The sequence below is a fragment of the Mesorhizobium sp. WSM4887 genome (assembly GCF_029625865.1).
Taxonomy (GTDB): domain Bacteria; phylum Pseudomonadota; class Alphaproteobacteria; order Rhizobiales; family Rhizobiaceae; genus Mesorhizobium.
In genome coordinates, this window is the sequence record NZ_JARTVP010000009.1 from 122,152 (window position 1) to 143,358 (window position 21,207).

Below are 21,207 nucleotides of genomic sequence, written 5' to 3' on the forward strand. Positions count from 1 at the left end.
ATGCGATTCATCATGACCTATCCCGATACTTACTATCGCCGCACGCTTGCCGACGAGAAGGTCAGACCACCATTGGCGGGTCTGGCCGAATGCGACACGGTCATTGTCGGCGGCGGACTGGCCGGTCTGACGACGGCGCTGCAACTGGCCCGCGCCGGGCGCGAGGTCGTACTGCTCGAAGCCGAGCGCGTCGGCTTCGGCGCCTCGGGCCGCAACGGCGGCTTCGTCAGCCCCGGCTTCGCCACCGGCAGCGACAATATCGCCGCGATGGCCGGCACCGCGGCGGCACAGAAGCTGCACCGATTGTCGATCGAAGGCGTCGAATTCGTGCGGCAGACGATCAAGGATCTCGACATCAAGGCGGCAAAGCCTCGCCCCGGAATTATCGGCGTGCTTCGCCATGACGGCGGCGCCGAACTGAAGGGCCACGCCGAACGGCTGGCGCGGGATTTCGACTATCCGCTCGAATATCTCGAGCGTGACCAGGTGCGCGCGGTGCTGCAGTCCGAGCGCTACTATCAGGGCCTGCGCGACCCCAACGCCTTCCACATGCATCCGCTCAACTATCTGCGCTCCGTCGCCGACGAGATCGAGAGGCTGGGCGGCAGGATCCACGAGGCGACGAGCGCCGTCGAGGCGAGACTCGACGGCCCGCAAAAGACCATGCGCACAGCAAACGGCGAAGTACGCGCGCGGCACGCGGTGTTCGCCACCGGCGGCTACACAGGACGGCTGCTCGGCCAGTTGAGGCGGGCCATGTTGCCGATTGCGACCTATGTGATGCTGACCGAGGAGGCCCCGGAACTCATCGCCAGCGCCATCGCGACGACCGACGGCATAGGCGATAGCCGCCGCGCCGGCGACTACTACCGCGTCGTGGAAGACGGGCGGCGGCTGCTCTGGGGTGGACGCATCACCACGCGGGCCGCTTCGCCGGCAGCGCTGGCCAGGGAATTGCGCCGGGAGATGGTCGGAACCTATCCTCAGCTCGCTGCGCTCAAGACCGAACTCGCCTGGTCGGGGCTGATGGCCTACGCCCGGCACCTGATGCCCCAGATCGGACAGCTGCAGCCAGGCGTCTGGTATCTCACGGCGTTTGGCGGCCATGGCATCAACACCACCGCCATGGCCGGCAAGGTGGTGGCCGAGGCGATACTCGGCCAGTCGGACCGTTACCGGCTGTTCGAACGGTTCGGACTGACCTGGGCGGGCGGGCCGGTCGGGCTTGCCGCGGCGCAACTCACCTATTGGAAGCTACAGGCGCAAGACTGGTGGCGCGAACGCCCCCGCTGACCACAGGGAGATCGACAGGTGATCGGCAGACTGCTGCTCAATTATCCGGACGCGGCGCGTCGCATCGGCATGTGCCTGGCGCTTGCCGCGTTCGCCGCAGGCCTCTACGGCCTTGGCATCAAAGCCGACTGGATCGGCAAGCTGGTCCCGAGCTCCCTCGAATGGCTTGCCGCCAATCCCGCGGCAGCGCGGGGCGTTTCGGCGGTGCTGATCGCGCTGATCGCGGCGGCCAACTGGAAAGCCCTGCAGCAACTCGGGCGCAAACAGCAGATCGTGGCCGTATGGATCGAGCTGTTCGTGCTGCTGATGCTGTTCTTCTATTCCTTCGACCTGTCGTTCTCTTTCATTGCCAGGAAGATCGGCTTCCTCGTCTCGCAGGGCGTGGTGACGACGCTCTACATCTCCGCCATTTCGATCGCCATAGCCACGGTCATCGCCTTCATCGGCGCCATAGCCAAGCTCTCCAAGAACGGCGTCGTCTATGGCCTGGCAACGTTCTACACCTCGCTGTTCCGCGGGCTGCCGTTGCTGATGCAGATCTACATCATCTATCTCGGCCTGCCGCAGGTCGGCTACGTGATCGGGGCCGTGCCCGCCGGCATCATGGCGCTGTCGCTCTGCTACGGCGCCTACATGACCGAAATTTTCCGGGCCGGCATCGAAAGCATTCCGCGCGGCCAGACGGAGGGCGCCACCGCGCTTGGCCTCAGCCCCAACCAGACGATGTTCCTGGTGATCCTGCCGCAAGCGATGCGCGTCATCGTTCCCCCGACCGGCAACCAGTTCATCGCGATGCTGAAGGATTCCTCGCTGATTTCGGTGGTCGGCGTATGGGAGATCATGTATCTGGCGCGCACGCAGGGCCAGACCGAGTTCCGGCACATCGAGATGCTGATCACCGCCTCGATGATCTACTGGCTGCTGTCGATCGGGCTCGAATTCCTGCAGTCCCGCATCGAGGAACGGTTCGGGCGCTCGCTGAAGCGCTGAACTTCAGTGCGGCATTCCCTCCTGGGGGAAGCCGCCGAGATGGCAGCAGGTCAGCGCGGCGCGATCGCGGCCGCTTTCGAGACATTGCAACAGCGGCTTTTTGGCCAGCCAGGCGTGGAGAAAGCCGGCAATGAAACTGTCGCCGGCGCCGGTCGTGTCGACGACCTCGACCGGACGGATGCCGGTCTCGGCGCGCTCGCGGGCAGTGAACGCCATCGACCCCTCGGCACCGCGCATGACGACGGCGCAGCCTGCGCCGCGCGACAGAAGATCCGCCGCCATCGCCGCCGCGGCACCATAGGGTTCGCCGGTCGAGCAGAAGGCTATGCTCAGGCCCTCGACGCCGAGATTGGCCGGATCGGCGTTGACCGAAATGTCCTGCGAGACGCTGACGCCTGCCCGCGACAGGCGCCAGCGCAAGGCGCCGCCGTCATCCAGCCAGCCGATATGGACGTGATCCATCGCCTCCATGATGGCAAGTTCGGCCTCGTGCGGCGCGTATCCGGCGCAGGCGCCGAAATCCTCGGCGGCGATCAGCCGCTCACCTGACGGCAACACTTTGATGTCGGTCCAGGCGGTGTTGCGGTCGCCGACTCGCAGGTGGTCGACCACGACCCGATTGGCTTCGAGCTCGGCGCGGGTGCGCTCGCCTTCGGCGTCGCGGCCAACGGCACCGAAATAGAAGCTCCTATTGCCAAGCCGGGCGAGCTGGACGGCGACGTTGAGCGCGTTGCCGCCGACCAGCGAGCGCCCAATCGGCAAGCCGAGGCGGTCAGTGCAATTGTCGCCGACGGCGGCAAATCGAAATTGAGCCGTCATATCCCCTCTGCTACGCCATGAAGCGCTGCTGCTAAAGGCACGCGCTCAATAGGCTACGCGTTTGTAGTAGCGGCGCGTCGTCAGCGGGTGGTTGCGGATCATCTCGAGATGAGCACTGACGCGTTCGAGGGCGGTGGCCAGCACGACCGGCGAAACCAGCGCGCGCACGTCCGCAGAAATGCCGGGCAGTTCGAAGGCGGCCGTGTCGAGCACCGTCGACTTGTCCGTGTAGTTAGCTGCGAAATTCTCGACCCGCTCGGCCAGCGGCCGGGCGCTGTCCTCGCCCTTGAAGAGAACAACGCTCACGTCTTTTTCCACCAGCTCCAGCGTGCCGTGGAAAAAATCGGAGGCATGCACCGGACGGGTTCGGATCCATTGCATCTCTTCCAGGATGCACATGCCGTAATACCAAGCCTGCGGCCAGACGTTCCCGGCGCCGGTTATGATGTGATAGTCGGAGGCGGACAGTTTTTGGGCGAAGTCGGCGGCTTGCTTTTCATAGCTCCGCTTCACCTCCAGCAGCAATCGCGGCAACTGCGCCAGCTCGGCGAAAATCCGTTCGGATTCGGCCAGCTCGCCGCGATGCTTCAGCACCGAAAGCGCGATGAACAGCGACTGGAGGTAGAAGGACTCGCAGGAGGTGTCGTCCTCAGCGAAGTTGACGAAGACGTGATCGCCGCCCCTGCTGAGCGGCGTGTCCTCATGCCCGACCAGCGTGATTACCGTCGCTCCGATCTCCTTGATCCTGGCCAGCAGCGCCACGCTTTCCTTGGTGGTGCCCGAGAGCGAAGGCAGCACGACGATCGACTTCTCGGTCAGGTGCACGGATTGGGCAAGCTGCAGCTCGGCAGTGATATCGACGAAGGCGGGAAAGCCGGACCGGCGCTGCAGCAATTGCGCGGCCGGATGCATCAGAATCGCCGCGCCGCCGGTGCCGAGGAAGAAGATGTTTTGAGCCCCGCCGGCGAGACATTGCGCAACGGCGGTTTCGATGCGCTCCCGCAAAGCCACCGCCCCCGATTGAATGCGTACAAACCGGGCTTCGTCGAAATTGAGCATCGTTCCCTCGATCGCTTATGTTGTAAGACAACTGACATCTCAATGAGCGCATTTCAAGAGAAATTTTGCGGACCGGCTTCGGTCCATTTGCGTATGCAGCAAATTCAGGCGCCACGACATGCCCCGCTTGACCTAGCCGCGATTGTCCGACAACAAAAGGAGAGTTGGCACAATGGGGATAAAGGACTTGGACGAGCCGCTTCGCGATGCGCGCACACTGGCGGTCCAGCTCCGCGACCGCCTTGCCGACCTGATCAGAAGCGAGGGGCTCAAGCCCGGCGACCGGCTGCCGACCGAGTCGCAGTTGACGCAGCGCTTCCGCATCTCGCGCCCTGCCCTGCGCGAAGCGCTGAAACTTCTCGAACAGGACGGCGCCATTTCCGTCACCCACGGCCTCGGCCGCTTTGTCACGGCGAACTCTGCCGTGCAGGTCGACCGGCCGATCACCATGTTCGAAAGCGTGACCGACATGTCGCGCCATTATGGCTACGACACCATCAACAAGGTTCTGTCGATCGCCGAGGAAACGCCCGATCCGGTGATCCAGCAGCAATTGCGGCTGGCCGACGGAGAGCGCGTCATAAGGCTTGAACGGCTGCGGCTGCACAACGACGTGCCCCTGATCTACTCGCTGGATTACGTGCCGCGCGGCCTTTTGCCCGGCCGCCTTTTCGACATCGAATGGAGTGGTTCGCTGCTCGCGCTGTTGGAGAAAAACCGCCATCAGCCGCGTATGTCGGCCGCCTCGGTTTCAGCCGTGACGCTGCCGGACGAAATCGTGCAACGCAACGACCTGCGCGATTTTGGGCCGGCGCTGCTCATTACGGAAACCTGTTTCGATGCGACCGGGACACCGGTCGTCTATGCCGCTGTCTATCATCGCGGCAGCCATTTCGCCTTCAGCTTCGCAAGGCGGTGACGCCCAACGCCGGCGATTCGGGCCGGCGACGGCGGTGTTCGCCGGGACGCTGCCGCATAGCCTTCGAACAGATCCTCTGGTGCCGGCAGTTGCACGCTGCGTGGCGGTTAGCCCGGCGGCGTGTTGGCGCGCAGATGCTTGTCGGCCCCGGTGGATCACCTCCCCACCGGATCTCGACAACGCGTAGAGCTGTTCGCGGTGGCCCGGCAACGAGAAGCTCACGGAATCCCGGTCGGCGGGGCGCATTTGGCCTGCAGCAAACCTGAGCCCCCGACGAGCCGCCTATCCCGAATCCTAAATAGATTGCGTTCAGTCTCTAAATGGCATATAGATTTCGTACGCAATCTAAATATGGAGGCCGATCATGCGCGTGAGCCGCATTCAGGCTGAGAAGAACCGGCAGACCGTGATCGACGTGGCCAGCCGCCTTTTTCGGGAACATGGGTTCGACGGCATCGGCCTCAAGGATCTGATGAAGGGTGCCGGGCTGACCCAAGGCGCCTTCTACAAGCAGTTCGCGTCGAAGGAGGACTTGGTCGCACAGGCTTCCAGACGGGCGGTGGAGAGTACGGCTGCCCGATGGGCGACGGCGACCGCAGCCAATCCCCGCGATCCGCTTGGGGCGGTGATGGCATTTTACCTCAGCATGGGCCATCGCGAGCAAAGGATGGACGGCTGCCCGGTCGCGGCGCTCGGCTCGGATGCCGCCAGACAGGGGGCCGACGTGAAAGGGTCATTCGAAGCCGGCATCAAGCAGTATCTCGAAATCATCGGCCGTTTGATCGCCGCGACCGACGTAGACGAGCCCAACAGCAAGGCCATGGCCATTCTTTCGACGATGGTCGGCGCGCTGACGTTGTCGCGCGTCGTCAACGATCCCGACCTCGCTCAGGCCTTTCTGGATGCGGCGGCCGAACAGGTTCGCGACGCAGTCACGGCTTGAACCGCGCGGGACTGACGACTGGGATTGATAGGAGAATAGATGCGACGGATCGTTGTAACGGGCATGGGCGCGGTCACGCCGCTTGCGGCCGATGTCGAGACGTCCTGGTCGCGTCTCCTGGCCGGCCGCTCTGGCATCCGCAGGCTCGCGGACGACGTGGTGGAAGATTTGCCGGCGAAGATCGGCGGCGTGGTTCCCTCCCTGGAAGAAGATCCCGAAGCCGGCCTCGATCCGAACGCTTTCCTGACTCCGAAGGATCAGCGTAAGGTCGACCGCTTCATCCTGTTCGCGCTGGCCGCAGCAGAAGAGGCGCTTGCCCAGGCGAGATGGAAACCGGCCTTGGAAAAGGATCGGCTTCGCACGGCGACGATCATCGCTTCAGGTGTCGGAGGTTTTCCCGCCATCACCGAGGCTGTCCGGACCGTCGACCAGCGCGGCGTTCGGCGCCTTTCGCCGTTCACGGTGCCATCTTTCCTGGTGAACCTCGCGGCTGGCCACGTCTCGATCCGCTACGGCTTCAAAGGCCACATCGGCGCACCGGTAACCGCATGCGCCGCCGGCATTCAGGCGATCGGCGATGCGGCTCGCATCATCCGCGCCAATGAGGCCGATGTCGCTTTGTGCGGCGGCACCGAGGCATGCATGAACACCGTCAGCTTGGGCGGCTTCGCAGCGGCACGCTCGCTTTCGACCTCCTTCAATCACCGTCCCGATCAGGCCTCTCGTCCGTTCGACCTGTCGCGGGACGGGTTCGTCATGGGCGAAGGCGCCGGCATCCTGGTCATCGAGGAATTGAGCCATGCGCTGGCTCGCGGCGCGAAACCGCTCGCCGAGGTCGTCGGCTACGGCACCACGGCGGATGCCCATCATGTCACTTCCGGCCCCGAGGACGGCGATGGCGCGCGACGCGCCATGGAGATCGCGATCGCCCAGGCCGGCATCTCGCCACGCGAGATCCGCCACCTCAATGCGCATGCGACCTCCACGCCGGTGGGCGACCTGGGAGAAATCGAAGCGATCAAAAGGGTGTTCGGCGCGGATTTCTCGATCGCCGTCAGCGGGACCAAGTCGGCGACCGGACACCTGCTCGGCGCCGCCGGCGGTCTCGGCGCGATCTTCACGATATTGGCGCTCAGGGACCAGGTGGCGCCGCCAACCCTCAATCTGGGCGCGCCCGATCCGGCCGGCGACGGGATTGACTTCGTCGCGAACCAAGCCCGGCCAATGGAAATGGACTACGCGATCTCCAATGGTTTTGGCTTCGGAGGTGTGAACGCCAGCGCGCTGTTCCGGCGCTGGGACGGGCACGGCGCGAACGGTCGAGCCGCTCCTGGCTGACGCATTTGCTTCCGCCTTCCGATTTCCCCATTCCAGCCGCAAGAAAGTGATCTCATGACCAAGACCAATCCTGGCGTCGCCCTCGTCACAGGGGCATCCTCGGGCATCGGGCGCGCAACAGCTGCAGCCCTCCGGAACGTGGGCTTTCGCGTGTTCGGAACCAGCCGTCGCGCGGTCTCCGAACAGTCCGATGGCGTTGCCATGCTGACCGGCGACGTGACCGACGACGCGTCCGTATCGAAGCTGGTCGAAGAGGTGCTGGCCGAAACAGGGCGCATAGACTTGCTGGTCAACAATGCCGGCATCGGCCTGCTTGGCGGCGCGGAGGAGTCCTCGACTGCGCAGGCTCAGGCGCTTTTCGATGTGAATGTCTTTGGTGTCATCCGGATGACCAACGCGGTGCTGCCGACAATGCGACACCAACGCAGCGGCAGAATCGTGAATTTGAGTTCCGTGCTGGGCCTGATTCCGGCTCCCTATTCCGCTCTCTATGCGTCGACCAAGCATGCGATCGAAGGCTATTCAGAATCGCTGGACCATGAACTGCGCTCGTTCGGAATTCGCGTGGTGCTGGTCGAGCCCGCCTACACCCGCACGTCGTTTGAAGAAAATCTCGCCAGGCCCGATCAGTTGCTGGACATCTATGGCATCGCGCGCGCCGGCATGGATGTGGTTCTGCGGAAAGCCATCGAGACAGGCGATGCGCCCGAGGTCGTGGCCAAGACGGTCTTGCAAGCGGCGACCGCCTCCGTTCCACGGAGGCGCTATGCTGCCGGAAAAATGGCTCGCCAGATCAGCTTGCTGCGCCGTTTCGTTCCCGAATCCGCCTTCGACAAGAGCCTGCGAAAGCAAAACGGCCTGCCGGCCTGACATCCAAGTCGCCGACAGTGGTCATTCGAGGCTCTCTGACACAGGAGTTGGGCAGCCGCAGCCGCCCACCCCCTTAGGCGGCGCTGCCGGTTCGGCGCGACGGGAGTTGCCCGGGATCAAAGGCGGCATTTGCGGCGGCAGAGGTGTCGAAATGCCTCGGCTCGAAGGCCAGCGCATCGTGCATGGGAAGCGCTGCCGAGAAGAGGAAGCCCTGCCCGATCATGCAATCGAGCGAGCGCAGGATCAGGCGATCGGCGTCCGTTTCGACCCCCTCCGCCATGACCTCTATGCCAAGCGTTCGTCCGAGATCGATGACGGCCTTGACCAGCGCCTGATCTTCCACGGATTTGGCCAGATCGCGAACGAAGTCCTTGTCGATCTTAATCTTGCGGATCCGACTGTCCTTCAGCGAAACCAGGGTCGAAAAGCCGGTGCCGAAATCGTCCAGCACGATCGATATGCCCGCGTCCGCCAGGCGTTCCAGCTTTTCGTCGACCCGGGCGCGATCCACGGGCGCCTCTTCGGTAATCTCTATCTCGAGCATGGCCGCGGGGACATTCCTCGTCTTCAGGATGTCCAGCATCATATCGTCGACATTGCCTGCCTCGAGTTCACGCGGCGACAGATTCATCGCAACGCGCACATCCTGGCGCCCTTTCCTCGCCAGTTCCTCGATCATGGAGCAGCAATTGAGAAAGACCTTCTCCGTCAGCAAGGAAAGCAGACCGGTTTCGCGTGCCGCTGTCACGATCTCCGGCGGGGGAATGGCGCCGTGAACCGGGTGCTGCCACCGCAGCAGCGCTTCGAAGCCGGCGACCGCTTGCGTGTCCAGCCGCACGATGGGCTGGAACCATGAGCAAAGCGTGCCTCTCTCGATAGCTGCGCGCAGGTCGCGCTCGATGCAGTGCTTGCGTTCGAGCCCGTGATCGAGCTCGGCATCGAAGAGGCAGTATTCGTTCCTGCCGCTGCGCTTGGCCGCGTAAAGCGCGAAGTCGGCGCGCAGCAGCATCTCCGTCAGTCGCGGTGTCTCCGATACGTATATACCGATCGAGGCGCCGACACGCACCGATTTCAATGCCGGATCCGGATTGGCGATGGCCGCGATGATCAAGGACGCAAGCTCGTCTATCGAGTGCTGCGAGCTTGCGGCGGGAAAGAGCAGCACGAACTCGTCGCCGCCGATGCGCGCGATCGTTGCCCCCGGCGGCGCGTGGCTCTCTATCCTGCGCGCGACCCGGACCAGCAGGTCGTCGCCGATATTGTGACCATAGGTGTCGTTGACGGATTTGAAGCCGTCGAGATCGATCAGCATGGTCACGAACGGACCGTCGGAAAAACCCATCTCGCCGATTGCGTGCTCGAGCCCGTGCCTGTTGAGCAAGTTCGTCAGCGGATCGCACCTGGAGTTTCGTTCCATCCGGGCTGCGAACGCCCTCGCCTCGTATTTGAGGCGGCTCGTCTCCTTGAAGCGGGTCTGCCCGAGCAGCGAGCTTCTGATCATGCCTCCAAGAAAAAGCAGGACCGTGAGGCCGAGGACGTAGTTCTCGATATTGCCTTTCGCCAACACGCATCCTGCGGCGATCAGAAGCGGCAATGTCAAGAAGTTGATCGAAGCCGGCGCGTATGACGCACCATAGGTGACCGAACCGGCCGACAGGCCGGCGAGCACGATCAGATAGAGCGGCGCCTGGGGGGTGGTGTATCCATCCGACAGCACGGCCAGAAAAGACCAGGCGATGCCCGATGCCAGCGCTAACAGCCCGTAAACGGAAAGTCGCGCATCGACCGGCCTCGACCGGCCATCGGGCCCATTAAAGGCAATTTCCGGCTGGGTGAGGGCCAGTCCTATGCGGGCGCCGTTGATGATGGTGACCGCCACAAACCACAGCGCCGCCGCCGGGCCACCGCCCGAGAGCATCTGCACGGCCAGGATCAGGGCCGAGAGAACGGTGCCGATGGGCATCGAGATGAAAAGGCCCTTCTTCAGGTCAGCGAACTGATCCCGCAGAATTCCCGCTTCCACGGCTTCGCTTTGCCCCTGAAGGGCTGAACCTGGGCCGGGCTGGTCGGAATTTCTCATGCCTAGTGGCTAAACGAGCGAAATGAAAATCGCGTTAAGGATTTCAGCGACTTACGCCGCATCAGTCATGGATAGGCGAGCGCGACGGTCCGGCCCGCCTCCCCATCGGGGTCGAGGCTGTCCACAACTCCAGCCGAACGGACTGTTCCCCACGCTGCCTCTGCGCTTCGATCTACCCCGGTGTGGCGGGAGTTTGCGAAAATCTTTGGGTCCGTTTGGAAACCGATCTGACGAAACTCCATCAAATCATTCGTCGGCCGCTACGGTCACCAAAGGATGGGTGTCGATGTCGTGACAGGCCTCGAACTTTGCCCATCGACTGGCGCAAAGCAGGCCAGGCGATCGTTGATTTGCCCAAACCAGCGTCGGGAGTCAGTCTGGCTCGGTCGGACTCCAATCGAATAGCGCAGGGAGAAAGAAGATGGCTCAAGACCACTCTAAATCGAACGGACCGGATCTGGCCCAAGGCATTGCGCTAGCCGACCTTGCCGATGGCGCAAAGCTGGTCGGTCACTGTGGCGATGAACAGGTGCTGTTGGTGCGCCGCGGGACAGAGGTCTTCGCAATCGGAGCGGCGTGCACGCATTATGGCGGGCCGCTGGTCGACGGTCTTGTCGTGGAGGATACCGTTCGATGTCCGTGGCACCACGCCTGCTTCGATTTGCGCACCGGCGAAGCCGTGCGTGCGCCTGCGTTCAGTCCACTCGCCTGCTGGTCGGTGGAACATCGCGGCGATCGCATATTCGTGGGCGAGAAGCGCAAGCGAGCGGCTCAAACGCCCGGCAGCGGAGGCGCTGGCCAGTTTGCCGGCAGAATCGTGATCGTCGGAGGCGGCGCGGCCGGTTTCGCAGCCGCCGAAAGACTGCGTCGTGAAGGCCATCAGGGCAGCATTGTCATGCTCAGCGACGACGAGGCGCCGCCCGTCGATCGCCCCAACCTTTCCAAGGACTACCTCGCCGGCAAGGCGCCGTCGGACTGGGTTCCGCTGCGTCGGGAAAGCTTCTATGCCAAGAGCGGCATTGATCTGCGCCTCAAAGCCAGCGTCGCCGACATCGATGTCCGGTCCGGCGAGGTCGTGCACGCAGACGGGAACCGAACTGCCTACGACCGTTTGCTGCTTGCTACGGGAGCCGAACCGGTCCGCCTCACGATCCCGGGCGCCGATCAGCCACAGGTCCATACGCTGCGCTCGCTCTCCGACTGCAGCACGATTATCGAGGAAGCCGAGACGGCCCGCAGCGCCATCGTGCTGGGCGCCAGTTTCATCGGCCTCGAGGTTGCCGCGTCCCTGCGTGCGCGGAACATCGAAGTTCATGTCGTCGCGCCCGACGAACGGCCGATGGAGCGGGTCCTCGGGCCGCAGATGGGCGACTTCATCCGCAGCCTCCACGAGCAAAATGGCGTCGTCTTTCATCTCAAGGACACCGCGACCGCCATCGACGGCACGAACGTGCAACTGAGCAGCGGCCTTACGCTGACCGCGGATCTCATCGTCGCTGGCATCGGCGTGCGGCCGCGGCTCGGGCTTGCCGAAAAGGCTGGGCTCAGGCTCGACCGCGGCATCATGGTGGATGCCTTTCTGGAGACGAGCGCGCCGGGCGTTTTCGCGGCAGGCGACATTGCGCGATGGCCCGATCCCCACTCCGGCGAAAACATCAGGGTCGAGCACTGGGTGGTCGCAGAAAGGCAGGGGCAGACGGCTGCTCTGAACATGCTCGGACAGCGCGAGAAATACACTGCCGTCCCGTTCTTCTGGAGCCAGCATTATGACGTCCCGATCAACTACGTTGGACATGCGGAGCGATGGGACGAGATCGCGGTGGAAGGCGACATCGCCGCCAAAGATTGCCTCCTGCGTTTCAAGCGCAAGGGACGCACACTGGCGGTCGCCTCGATTTTTCGCGACATCGAAAGCCTGAAGGCCGAATTGGAGATGGAACGCCAGAGCGCTACCTGATGAAGCATGCAGAGGCCGCTTAGAGCAGCGCACGCACGGAGGCGGCCGGCGTCGGTCTGCAATGCGCTCAAATCCGACATCCGCCCGGAACGGCCGACCGCTGCAAATGTGCTGCAGTTGAGGACCAAAGGCCGTTTTGCCGTTTCAGACGGCCTGGCGAAGGCTGATTTGCCGCCATGCGATCGGCGGTACCAATCGCCTACGAAAAGCAACAACGCGATGAAACCTTTCAGGGCTTCTTTCCGTTCGGTCGGAGGAGGATCCAACAATGACCGAACCCGGCGAAAGCAGTTCCCATAACCGGATCGACGACAAGCAGCTCGTCATTTTGCTGAAACAGAAAACAGGCATTTCGGACGCGCAAGCCAGGAGGCTGATAAAAGCGGTTGGACGCGATCGTCCTGCGCTGTTGCGGGAAGCCAGAATCATCAGGGCGAGGCACTCGGGCGTCTAGTTCACGCCGCCGCTTGAGCCGGTCGATGGACCTTTCCGAAAAACGGCCATCCCCTCAGCGTGCGACCAGCCGAGAAACCTTGAGCCGCGGCGCGAAGAAGCAGCGCAAATAGGGCTGATTGGTTATCACGTAGTTGTTTTCGCAGATATGATATTGGCCATCCGGTGATTCCTGAACCCGGTCTCGCGGGATGTTGAAACCGTCGGGCAAATAGGTATAGCCGCCGTCGGCTCTGGACCGCACCGAAGACTGAGGGATGGCGCGGCAATCTTGACTGCCGCAGCACTTGAATCTCGTTACCGGGTCAATCTTGTCTTCGTACCAATCATGCGCATTGGCGCCTGTTGCGGCGGCAATGCACATGGCTGTGAAGATGACCCTTCGCATGGCATTCCTCGTGTGCGGAGGCGCTGCTCATTCGGGCGTCATGTATATTAGCGTTGCGCCGAAAATGCCATTGCATCGCGAAGGCCCGGCACGGCAGCCGTCTGCCTCGCCCGCTCACACCAGCCATCGTTTTGGATGGTCTCGCCGGTCATGAACGCGTTATGCATAAGATACAGACAGGCGGGCGCGCGATGTCGGAGGGCGTGGCGAAGTGCTGCGTCTCGTTGCCCCAGAATCGCTTGTGCCTCCTGGCGGCATGCACAAGAATCGGCGGCTTGCGCAGACCTGCCGATTGCGAGATGGTGGGCGATGATCGCCGGTAGGTATCTGGATCACAAATTGGAATGCCCGTTTTGCGGTGTGATCCGGTTGCAGATCCCCATCGATGCTCAACCCATTACCCAAATCCATTGTGCCGAATGCGGCAAATATCTGGGTACGTGGGACGAACTCCAGACCGACTTCGAGCGCCAGGGCGGCACCGAGGGGGTGTTCCGTCTGGACAAAGGGCGTATCCAGAAGCTCGCTTCCAGCCAATAACGGACCGCCGGTGGCAGCCAAGCCCGGAATTGGCGGGAACTAATTTCTGACTTGAACGTTGCGCCGCCATAGGGGACTTCCCATGGCGCTCACATCTGACAGTCAGTCACAGGAAGCTGTTGTTCAACGGCTTGTCCGGGAGATCGGCATTACCGAAGCGCAGGCTTTGGAACTTGTTTCTTTCCTAGGCTTGAATTGGGGTTCGCTCGTTCGCGAGGCGAAGGCACTGTCGTTCAGGAAGTAGCCTGTTGACGAGCCAGATCCGGTTTTCTTGCACGCGTGCCAAGGCACGCGCTGGAAAGTGCGCAAAGATACATTAGCGATCGCTTGACGAATCCGCCGACCGCACCAGTCTTGCGTCTATGGCAAGAGGCATCAAGGTCGGAGACGAGGTTGCCATCACCGCAACGGTTCGCCGGCGGGTGACGGAGGACCGCGTCAGCGTGTCGATTCCCTCCTATGAGCAGCCGCATTCGATCATCGACCGCACGTCGACCGTGAAGAGAGGCCAGCCGATCGAGCTCGTCGGAGATGTAACGCGCGTCAATGGGGACCGGGTGACCGTGAAGCTCGGCGTACCGGTTACAGTGGACATCGACAAGGTCAGGCTGGTGACCACCAGCAAGCCTCCCGCGCGAAAGCCACCGGTGGTTCAGCGGCCGGCGTAAGGAAGACTGTGCGTGCCGGCAGTTCCGGACGGAAACCCGAGTCACGCTTTCTAGAATTGCTCCGGCAAAAACCCGCCCGGGGAGGAGCGCGGGCGGGTTTTCGCAAGAGCGGGCCACATGACTCGCTCACGGATGGCGGCCCTCATTTCGGAGCAAAGGTTCGCCCCGCCGCTGCGTACCGAACAGCAAGACCCGCGGAAGGTTCCCATCGAGCCGAACGCTCCCGCACGCGCCCTCATCTTGACGGCCAAAAACCGCAAACCCATATCGCAGCCAGGCCAGGATCGTTGAAGGTTCCGGCCCGTCTCAGAACTCAAATTGTTCGTTCGACTTGGAGGATCTTATGAACGATCGGATGTTTGACAGCCCTGTTTTCGTGAAGAGCGGGAACAGCCTCATCCAGGAAATCGCGTGCCTCGATGACGCCCTGGAATTTCTCTACGAATGGCCCAAGAACAGACGCGGCACCATCTACGAGACCGCCCTGCGTGCCTGTCAGCGAGCATTCGACAGCGACTATCCGCTAACGGCGGCCAGAGACGCGTTCTGCGGCTTCGCAAAGTCGGTCAAAATCCACGAGGACGTGAGTGTCACTTTGCCTTGGATGACCGGCAAGGGCCCAGGCAGCGGCGTGACTGCGTAGCCGCAAAAAGGAGGCAGTCACGATGCTTGCAAAACCGTTCGAAAAGCCGATCCGCGTCTGGGTCGGACTGGGATTTCCGCGTCAGCTGAACACTGTCGTAGATGCCTATCAGTTCGTCGCCGACTGGTGTGGCAACAGCCCTGAGCAGAAGGCGGCGATGCGTGCCTGCAAGGCCGCCTTGGCCGGCGAAATCGACGCAGAAACGGCGAGAGGCGTCTTCGTTGCCTTTGCCCGCCGGAAGGACATCCTCATCGAGGAGGGAGCAGTTCCGCTCCCAACTGGAAAGGCAGCCCAGCCGAAGCACGCTTGATGGGACCGAGGCGGCGGCCAACGCCGCCTCGTTTCACCTGTAGGACGCGAACTAGCGCTTGGCGCTGTCGCTGTCGGCATCGGCCCGGGCGAGGAATGTCTCGGTGACCTGCGGAAGATTGTCCTTCAGCCACTCGGCCATCGCTTCTTCTTCGCGCAGGTTCTGCTCACAGACCCGAGCAATCTCGGCTTCACCCACGGCTTCAGCGGCAGCCATGAGGATCGTATAGGAAGCGATCTCCATATGCTCGAAGGTGTAGCTGGCCAGAGAGCCTTTCATCACCTCGTCGCCGGCGAACACGCCGCTGATCGACTGCGCCATTGCGGTCAGTTTTCCGCCTGCGTCCTTCAGTGTTGACGAACCTTCTTCCAGGCCTTCCAGGCAAGACTTCAATCGTCTCGCCTGCTCCTTGGTCTCGGCGAGGTGAGCGCGGATGCGTTCGCTGAGTTCCGGATAGCTCTCGAGCCGGCCCAGCTGGCCGGACAGCATCGTCTCGGCTTGCTCTTCCATCGCGTGAGCATCCCTCAGCCACTGGATCAGCCATTCGCGGGATTCAGACATAGTTTGTTCCTCCTGGTTGGGTGCGCCCGAACCACAAGGACTGCGGATTGTTCCGTGGCGAGAGTGACGGGAGTGGGCATGACGAGCAGCAGGCCCGCGGCTCCTCGAAAAGCGTCGCTGACAGGACGGAAGCCGCGTCCGCATACCAACCTTCCAGAGGCTGGAACATTCCCAAAGGGAGGCGGTTTTATTCCTATCCAGGAGGAACAACCATGGCAGACGACACGACCAAGCGTGATTTCCGCGACCGCGGCCGCGTGTCAGGCGATGAGGAATATGAGGTCGCCCACTTCGCGAGGAAATTCCAGCTGACAATCCCCGAGGCTCGCGACCTCATCAAAAAGCACGGAAACGATCGTGCGACGCTGGAGCGCGAAGCAAGGGCGGTGGCGAGCCGCTGACAGGCGTTCGCACTTGTGCGGAGATACTGCGAAGGAGACTTGACATGGCTAACAACCTATCCCGCGAGGAGGAGCAGCGTGGCACCAGCAGGGTCTTCATGTGGGGCACCGTCGCCGCGGCCGCAATCTTTGTGGCCCTTCTGGCGCTATTTTGGTTCGGCTCGTGATTGCCGTCGGCCACAAGGCCAAAGACCTTGCGGCGTACCACAGCCCTGCTCGACCGGTCGGGGCTGCGTCCTTAATTTGGGATTTCGAAATGAGGCAACCGACGGCATGGGCGGGGGGCGATGGGGAGCCGTCGGTTACCAGGAACAGGGGCCATCGAATCAAAATATGCATAGGCCCTTATATGATCATGCCAGCAATTTGCGTTCTTGGAAACTGGTTCCGCCCGAAAATTCAATCGCCTATGCCTAAGAACGCAGATTCGAGATGATCTTCACGGGCCTCGCCCGCTACGCCGCATTTCGCTGAGCCGCCCTGAACGGATGGTCCATGGTAAACGCATCCGGCCGGATACGCCGCTCTACCTGCACCCAAGTAACGGGATGCGCGATGGGGAAGCCGGCGCGGGCCCGCGGCGAAAAAGCGCCGGCGGCCGTGTTGCCGCGTCCGTTGCGCAGATAATCGATGAAGATGCGGCCCTTGCGGGCCACCGGCGCGGCCGACAGCAAGTAGCGGTCGGGTTCTGCGTCGGCGAGGACCTGTGCAATCGACCTGGCGAGCTGCCGCGCGCCGTCGTGGGTCATCTTCGCCGCCAGCGGCGCCATCAAGTGAATGCCCTTGCCGCCCGTGACCTTCGGCCAGCTTTCCAGACCTGACGCTGCCATGATGTCGCGCAGCGCCAGCGCGGTCTCAGTCACTTGCGCCCATTCCACGCCCTCACCAGGGTCGAGATCCAGCACGATCCGGTCGGCATGCTCGATGTCATCCACCGTGGCATTCCACGGGTGGAGCTCGACAGCATCCATTTCGACCAGCCCGAGCAAGCCGTCGAGGTCGTCGACCCAGACCCGAGTGCCCTCCCCACCTTCTCGCTTCTCGACGCGCAGCTGGTGCACCGCTGCCGGGATCTCGGGCAGCGGTCCCTTGTGGTAGAAAGTTGCCCCGAAGGCATGACGGACGAGCTTCAGTGGGCGACGGCCGAGGTGCACCAGCGCCTGATCGGCGACCAGACTCCAATAGCGAACGAGCTCATCCTTGGAAGGCGAAACCGCATCGGGCAGCAGCTGCAAGATATTCTCACGCGGCACGCCGTGATCTCGGTCCGCTCTTCGTTTCGACGGCGCCGGCGGCTTTGGCGGGACGGCCACCAGGTCCTCGCGGAGCCCCTTGAACACGGCTTCGCGCAAGATCCCGCGATCGGTAACGCCGCTGAACTGCACCTCGGCCAGGACTTCGGGTCTCACCCAGGTCGCCTTTGGCTTCACAATGGGCTCCGACAAAGGCGATTTGCCGATGATCAGCGGATCGAGCCGTTCGCGAACGCGTCGCGCCACTTCAAGCGTATAACCGCTCTGAGCCTTGCCTGCATAAAGCAGCCGATCGCCCTCGCGCTTGCCGATATAGAGCGATGCGATCCGGCGCGGCTCAGCACCAAGCTTCTCGACGAACGCGACGATCGGAAAGGTGTCGCTCTTGATGCATTTGACCTTGACCCAGCTCGTCTGCACGCCGGAACGGTAGGGCGCGTCCGCGCGCTTCGACACGATCCCCTCCAGGCCCATCCGGCAGGCATGATCGAACATCTCCCTGCCGCTCACCTCCAGATGCTCGGCATAGGTCAGCGTCGGCGCGCTGTCCTTCAGCAGCGTTTCGAGCGCTGCCTTGCGCTCGACCAGCGGCTGCTGTCGCAGATCGCGACCGTCGAGGTGCAGCAGGTCGAAGGCATAGAAGATCAATCTCGAAGAGTTTGCGTTGCCCAACTCGCGCTCCAGCGCCTGGTAGTCAGGCAAGCCGGTGTCGCCGAGAACGACAGCCTCGCCATCAATGATCGCAGATTTCACCGGCAAGCCCGCCGCCGCCTGGACAATCCTCCTGTAGCGATGCGACCAGTCATAGCCGCGGCGCGTGAAGGCTCGCGCTGTTGCGCCTTCCACGATGAGCTGGGTTCGGTAACCGTCGTACTTGATCTCGTGCAGCCATTCGCCGCCTTCGGGAGCTTTCTCGACCAAGGTGGGCGATTGGAACTCGATGAAGGAAAGCCGGTCTTTGCCGCTGGTCATGCACGCGCGACTCCACGAACCGCGACTCAAGCCGGAGCAGTCCCATCAGTTCCTTCCATTTTAGTAAAATCGTATGTTTGTCCAACTTGGCAAAGCGCGGCCTCGCAAAGGCAACACGTTGCCCTCCGGGCCGCAGAGTGCTCCGATTATCTGATCAGATGTTTTATCAGTTGAGTGCGGAACAATCCTTAGCCGGCGACGTTTGGCTGCGGGGTGGATCTTCTTCAGGTGGGCCGTCAATGAACAAGTCAATCGTAATGGATTCGGTCGAAATCGACACGCTGGAAGACAGGTATTACGTGCGCGTTATCGAGGATGGCGTTGTCACCATCAAGGGTTTCGGTTCCGAAGCGGACGCGAAAGCTTTTGCCAAGCACGAACACACGCGACTGGGACTTGACGCTGTCAAGCAGCCGGGCACCGGCCAAAAGCTGCGATACGGGTTTCCGGAAAGTTGATGCCGCCTCGAAGATCGAGGAGTCTCTGACTTCCCCTTCGGGAACGCCGGCAACGCGCGGCCGCGGTCCTGCCCTGCAAATAAGTCAGCCATGCGCGTCGTTCATTTGCCTGGTCGAGGTTGAACCAGCTTGAAGTCGAAGCTCTCCGGCGAACGTCCACGAGTGCTCACAGGCCTCACGGAGGACGCGACCTCCGGTTTGCGTGGACAGTTAGCTCGCTGCCAGCAGCGCTCGGCAGCGGGACTAGCTTAGCGGCGCTGTTTATGGCGATAGCCATTCATTTCGGGCCTGACGGCCGAAAGCGAGGGCCCCTTCGCCGTGAACACGACGCCCGCCGCCTCAAAAGCGCGACGGATGCGGGTTCGTTTCTCGGCCCGCAGAATTCTGATCCCGTTCTCGAAGTCGCGAATGGTCCCCTCCCCTAGGCTGGCCTTGGCGCCGAGGCGCACTTGCGACCAGTGCAGGAGTTCTCGCGCGGCTCGCGACTCCTCTGGCGTCAAATCCATCAAGGGGTCTCCCCTAGGGTTTTTCAGCTGTCAATTTCCAGCCTCGCGTGTCCCGGCTGCTCGTGCCAGATCACCTGCCGGAGATCGCCCCAGTCCACTGCCTGCCCGCAGGCGGGACATGTCCGGAACTGGTCCTCTTCGTTGGCGGCTGCTCTGACCCGCAACCGGGCAAAGATCGGCGGCCCCAAATCAGAAAGCTTTGTCACCCAGCTTCCTTGCCTCACGTTGCAAAATCTTACGGTCGTTGCCGTGCTCGCTGATCAGTTCCCGAACCTGTTCAGGCGTGATGCGATGCTGCTTGGCAAAGTAGCGAACCTCATAATCGTCGTCCGCCGACACACGGTCGCGGTCCCGGAAATCGCGCTTCGTTTTGACGTCTGCCATGGTTGCTCCTCCTGGCAAAACGAACACCGGGAAGGCAGGAATGTTCCAAACCGCTAATATGTGCGTGAAGCGCTACGGCCGGGATGGGGTCGGCCACGGCATTGCCTGAGGAGGCCTCAAATGAAGTAACCGGCGGCATGGGCGGGGGGCGTTGGGGAGCCGCCGGTCACCAGGCAAGGGCCCATCTAATCAGAAAATGCATAGGCCCTTATATGATCATGCCAGCATTTTTCGCTCTTGGGAACTGGTTTCGGCATAAAATTCAAGATCGTACGCCCAAAGGTGCACGTTCTAATGATTTGCACGCCGGCGCTGCGACAGGAACCAGATCGGCACGCCCGCGTCATAAAGACAGGTTTCTGTCGTAACCCGGGAGTGAAGTCGATGGTCCGGCTCTTCGTTGTCGCTGCCGTGGCGTTCGCGCTCGCATGCAGCGGAGCTCAGGCGGCGAGGCTTGACCTCGACGCGGTCAATCAGGCGCAATTCAGCGAGGGCGAGCCGAAGGACGTCAGTCCGATGCTTCTCAAGGCGCAGATCCTTCTCGATCGCGCCCGCTTCTCGCCGGGCCTGATCGACGGTCGCCTCTCCGACAATTTTGCCAAAGCCGTGGCGGCGTTCCAGGCGGCGAACGGACTGGCTTCCGACGGCAAGCTCACACGCGAGACCTGGGACAAGCTGACGGCGAGCTCCGCCGAGCCGGTTCTGGTGGCATATGAGGTCACGGTCAAGGACGTGCGCGGCCCCTTTACCAGCCGCATTCCCACCCGCCTGGAGCGGATGGCCCGTCTGAAGCGCCTCGGCTATCGCAACGCGCGCGAGAGGCTGGCCGAGCGTTTCCACATCAGCGAACAATTGCTGAAGACGCTAAACCCGCGCGTCGGGTTCCGGAAGGCAGATGTGAGCCTCGTAGTGCCCGATCTCGGACGGGGCGACGCCCCGGCGGAGATCGAGACCATCGAGGTCGACAAGGCATCCCGCCAGGTCCGCGCGCTCGATCCATCAGGCAAGCCGGTTGCGGTCTATCCGGCCTCGATCGGCAGCGAGGAAAAGCCGGCGCCGAGCGGCGCCGCGGAGGTCAAACGCGTGGTGCGCAATCCGACCTATCACTACAATCCGAAATTCGCCTTCAAGGGGGTCAAGAGCAAGCGGCCCTTCACCATCGCCAAGGGACCGAACAATCCGGTGGGATCGGTCTGGATCGACCTCTCGATCGAAAGCTATGGCATCCACGGCACGCCGGATCCCGGCAAGATCGGCACGACCTACTCGCATGGCTGCATCCGGCTGACCAACTGGGATGCCGAAGACCTCGCCGCCATGGTCAAGCCGGGCACGAAAGTCGAGTTCAAGGACGAGACGGCGCAGGACGGGCAGGCGCAGTAAAAACGCCGGGAGGAGCGAG

At 62.5% G+C, this 21,207-nt stretch carries 25 protein-coding genes; 17 read left to right on the forward strand and 8 right to left on the reverse strand.

Going from position 1 to position 21,207, the window contains the following annotated elements; translation table 11 throughout:
• The first annotated feature begins 12 nt into the window (after positions 1 to 12).
• Both P9230_RS25450 and P9230_RS25455 read left to right on the forward strand, forming a co-directional pair.
• On the forward strand, positions 13 to 1,293 hold the full coding sequence (locus P9230_RS25450; RefSeq protein ID WP_278121019.1) for an FAD-binding oxidoreductase: 1,281 nt from the start codon (positions 13 to 15) through the stop codon (positions 1,291 to 1,293).
• An 18-nt stretch (positions 1,294 to 1,311) separates the two neighbouring features.
• Positions 1,312 to 2,283 carry an amino acid ABC transporter permease gene (locus P9230_RS25455; protein ID WP_066993007.1) on the forward strand — a complete coding sequence of 324 codons (972 nt, stop codon included), beginning with the start codon at positions 1,312 to 1,314 and terminating at the stop codon, positions 2,281 to 2,283.
• A gap of 3 nt (positions 2,284 to 2,286) precedes the next feature.
• On the opposite strand, the gene P9230_RS25460 is transcribed toward P9230_RS25455, so the two are convergent.
• Positions 2,287 to 3,102: a PfkB family carbohydrate kinase gene (locus P9230_RS25460; RefSeq protein WP_278121020.1), complete on the reverse strand. Its 816-nt coding sequence runs from the start codon at positions 3,100 to 3,102 to the stop codon at positions 2,287 to 2,289.
• Positions 3,103 to 3,147: 45 nt separating this feature from the next.
• The gene (locus P9230_RS25465; RefSeq protein ID WP_278121021.1) at positions 3,148 to 4,161 is read right to left on the reverse strand and encodes an SIS domain-containing protein; all 1,014 of its coding nucleotides are present in this window, start codon (positions 4,159 to 4,161) and stop codon (positions 3,148 to 3,150) included.
• Between the two features lie 187 nt (positions 4,162 to 4,348).
• On the opposite strand from P9230_RS25465, the gene P9230_RS25470 reads away from it, so the two are divergent.
• The 4 genes from P9230_RS25470 to P9230_RS25485 all read left to right on the forward strand — a co-directional run bounded on the left by P9230_RS25470 (position 4,349) and on the right by P9230_RS25485 (position 8,231).
• Entirely contained in the window at positions 4,349 to 5,080 is a 732-nt protein-coding gene (locus P9230_RS25470; RefSeq protein WP_067322033.1) for a GntR family transcriptional regulator, read from the forward strand.
• Between the two features lie 364 nt (positions 5,081 to 5,444).
• Complete coding sequence (locus P9230_RS25475) at positions 5,445 to 6,023, forward strand: TetR/AcrR family transcriptional regulator (RefSeq protein ID WP_278121022.1); 579 nt, start codon at positions 5,445 to 5,447, stop codon at positions 6,021 to 6,023.
• 39 nt (positions 6,024 to 6,062) lie between these two features.
• Positions 6,063 to 7,361, forward strand: coding sequence for a beta-ketoacyl-ACP synthase II (gene fabF, locus P9230_RS25480; RefSeq protein WP_278121023.1), 1,299 nt, complete (start codon positions 6,063 to 6,065; stop codon positions 7,359 to 7,361).
• Between the two features lie 54 nt (positions 7,362 to 7,415).
• Positions 7,416 to 8,231 (forward strand): oxidoreductase, encoded by an 816-nt coding sequence (locus P9230_RS25485; RefSeq protein ID WP_095801491.1) that lies wholly within the window; start codon positions 7,416 to 7,418, stop codon positions 8,229 to 8,231.
• 73 nt (positions 8,232 to 8,304) lie between these two features.
• Here P9230_RS25485 and P9230_RS25490 read toward each other — a convergent pair whose 3' ends face one another.
• The gene (locus P9230_RS25490) at positions 8,305 to 10,254 is read right to left on the reverse strand and encodes a GGDEF domain-containing phosphodiesterase (protein WP_245322370.1); all 1,950 of its coding nucleotides are present in this window, start codon (positions 10,252 to 10,254) and stop codon (positions 8,305 to 8,307) included.
• Positions 10,255 to 10,732: 478 nt separating this feature from the next.
• Here P9230_RS25490 and P9230_RS25495 point away from each other — a divergent pair, with 478 nt between their 5' ends.
• Both P9230_RS25495 and P9230_RS25500 read left to right on the forward strand, forming a co-directional pair.
• Positions 10,733 to 12,268 carry an FAD-dependent oxidoreductase gene (locus tag P9230_RS25495; RefSeq protein ID WP_278121024.1) on the forward strand — a complete coding sequence of 512 codons (1,536 nt, stop codon included), beginning with the start codon at positions 10,733 to 10,735 and terminating at the stop codon, positions 12,266 to 12,268.
• Between the two features lie 268 nt (positions 12,269 to 12,536).
• Positions 12,537 to 12,722, forward strand: coding sequence for a hypothetical protein (locus P9230_RS25500; protein ID WP_066992988.1), 186 nt, complete (start codon positions 12,537 to 12,539; stop codon positions 12,720 to 12,722).
• A gap of 54 nt (positions 12,723 to 12,776) precedes the next feature.
• On the opposite strand, the gene P9230_RS25505 is transcribed toward P9230_RS25500, so the two are convergent.
• Positions 12,777 to 13,109, reverse strand: a complete 333-nt coding sequence (locus P9230_RS25505) for a hypothetical protein (protein WP_127215351.1) — start codon at positions 13,107 to 13,109, stop codon at positions 12,777 to 12,779.
• A 309-nt stretch (positions 13,110 to 13,418) separates the two neighbouring features.
• Between P9230_RS25505 and P9230_RS25510 the strand changes: the two genes are divergently transcribed.
• The 5 genes from P9230_RS25510 (at position 13,419) to P9230_RS25530 (ending at position 15,270) form a co-directional block, all read left to right on the forward strand.
• Complete coding sequence (locus P9230_RS25510; protein ID WP_278056665.1) at positions 13,419 to 13,649, forward strand: hypothetical protein; 231 nt, start codon at positions 13,419 to 13,421, stop codon at positions 13,647 to 13,649.
• A gap of 82 nt (positions 13,650 to 13,731) precedes the next feature.
• Entirely contained in the window at positions 13,732 to 13,893 is a 162-nt protein-coding gene (locus P9230_RS25515) for a hypothetical protein (protein WP_095801495.1), read from the forward strand.
• 118 nt (positions 13,894 to 14,011) lie between these two features.
• Positions 14,012 to 14,317 (forward strand): hypothetical protein, encoded by a 306-nt coding sequence (locus P9230_RS25520; RefSeq protein ID WP_066992982.1) that lies wholly within the window; start codon positions 14,012 to 14,014, stop codon positions 14,315 to 14,317.
• 343 nt (positions 14,318 to 14,660) lie between these two features.
• On the forward strand, positions 14,661 to 14,960 hold the full coding sequence (locus P9230_RS25525; protein WP_067321894.1) for a DUF982 domain-containing protein: 300 nt from the start codon (positions 14,661 to 14,663) through the stop codon (positions 14,958 to 14,960).
• Between the two features lie 22 nt (positions 14,961 to 14,982).
• Positions 14,983 to 15,270, forward strand: a complete 288-nt coding sequence (locus P9230_RS25530; RefSeq protein WP_067321896.1) for a DUF982 domain-containing protein — start codon at positions 14,983 to 14,985, stop codon at positions 15,268 to 15,270.
• 51 nt (positions 15,271 to 15,321) lie between these two features.
• Here the strand turns inward: P9230_RS25530 and P9230_RS25535 are convergent, their stop codons facing one another.
• Entirely contained in the window at positions 15,322 to 15,831 is a 510-nt protein-coding gene (locus tag P9230_RS25535; RefSeq protein WP_278111676.1) for a DUF892 family protein, read from the reverse strand.
• A 212-nt stretch (positions 15,832 to 16,043) separates the two neighbouring features.
• Between P9230_RS25535 and P9230_RS25540 the strand changes: the two genes are divergently transcribed.
• Both P9230_RS25540 and P9230_RS25545 read left to right on the forward strand, forming a co-directional pair.
• Positions 16,044 to 16,232: a DUF3606 domain-containing protein gene (locus P9230_RS25540; RefSeq protein WP_095778947.1), complete on the forward strand. Its 189-nt coding sequence runs from the start codon at positions 16,044 to 16,046 to the stop codon at positions 16,230 to 16,232.
• A 44-nt stretch (positions 16,233 to 16,276) separates the two neighbouring features.
• Positions 16,277 to 16,399 (forward strand): hypothetical protein, encoded by a 123-nt coding sequence (locus P9230_RS25545; protein ID WP_259979811.1) that lies wholly within the window; start codon positions 16,277 to 16,279, stop codon positions 16,397 to 16,399.
• Positions 16,400 to 16,687: 288 nt separating this feature from the next.
• Here the strand turns inward: P9230_RS25545 and ligD are convergent, their stop codons facing one another.
• The gene (ligD, locus tag P9230_RS25550) at positions 16,688 to 18,457 is read right to left on the reverse strand and encodes a DNA ligase D (RefSeq protein ID WP_278121025.1); all 1,770 of its coding nucleotides are present in this window, start codon (positions 18,455 to 18,457) and stop codon (positions 16,688 to 16,690) included.
• 239 nt (positions 18,458 to 18,696) lie between these two features.
• On the opposite strand from ligD, the gene P9230_RS25555 reads away from it, so the two are divergent.
• Positions 18,697 to 18,915 carry a hypothetical protein gene (locus P9230_RS25555; RefSeq protein ID WP_095824617.1) on the forward strand — a complete coding sequence of 73 codons (219 nt, stop codon included), beginning with the start codon at positions 18,697 to 18,699 and terminating at the stop codon, positions 18,913 to 18,915.
• Positions 18,916 to 19,163: 248 nt separating this feature from the next.
• Here the strand turns inward: P9230_RS25555 and P9230_RS25560 are convergent, their stop codons facing one another.
• Both P9230_RS25560 and P9230_RS25565 read right to left on the reverse strand, forming a co-directional pair.
• A complete protein-coding gene (locus P9230_RS25560) occupies positions 19,164 to 19,421 on the reverse strand; it encodes a helix-turn-helix domain-containing protein (RefSeq protein ID WP_067321910.1) in 258 nt (85 codons plus the stop codon).
• A gap of 189 nt (positions 19,422 to 19,610) precedes the next feature.
• The gene (locus P9230_RS25565) at positions 19,611 to 19,805 is read right to left on the reverse strand and encodes a DUF3606 domain-containing protein (protein ID WP_066992956.1); all 195 of its coding nucleotides are present in this window, start codon (positions 19,803 to 19,805) and stop codon (positions 19,611 to 19,613) included.
• 384 nt (positions 19,806 to 20,189) lie between these two features.
• Here P9230_RS25565 and P9230_RS25570 point away from each other — a divergent pair, with 384 nt between their 5' ends.
• On the forward strand, positions 20,190 to 21,188 hold the full coding sequence (locus P9230_RS25570; protein WP_278121026.1) for a L,D-transpeptidase: 999 nt from the start codon (positions 20,190 to 20,192) through the stop codon (positions 21,186 to 21,188).
• Positions 21,189 to 21,207: the final 19 nt, after the last annotated feature.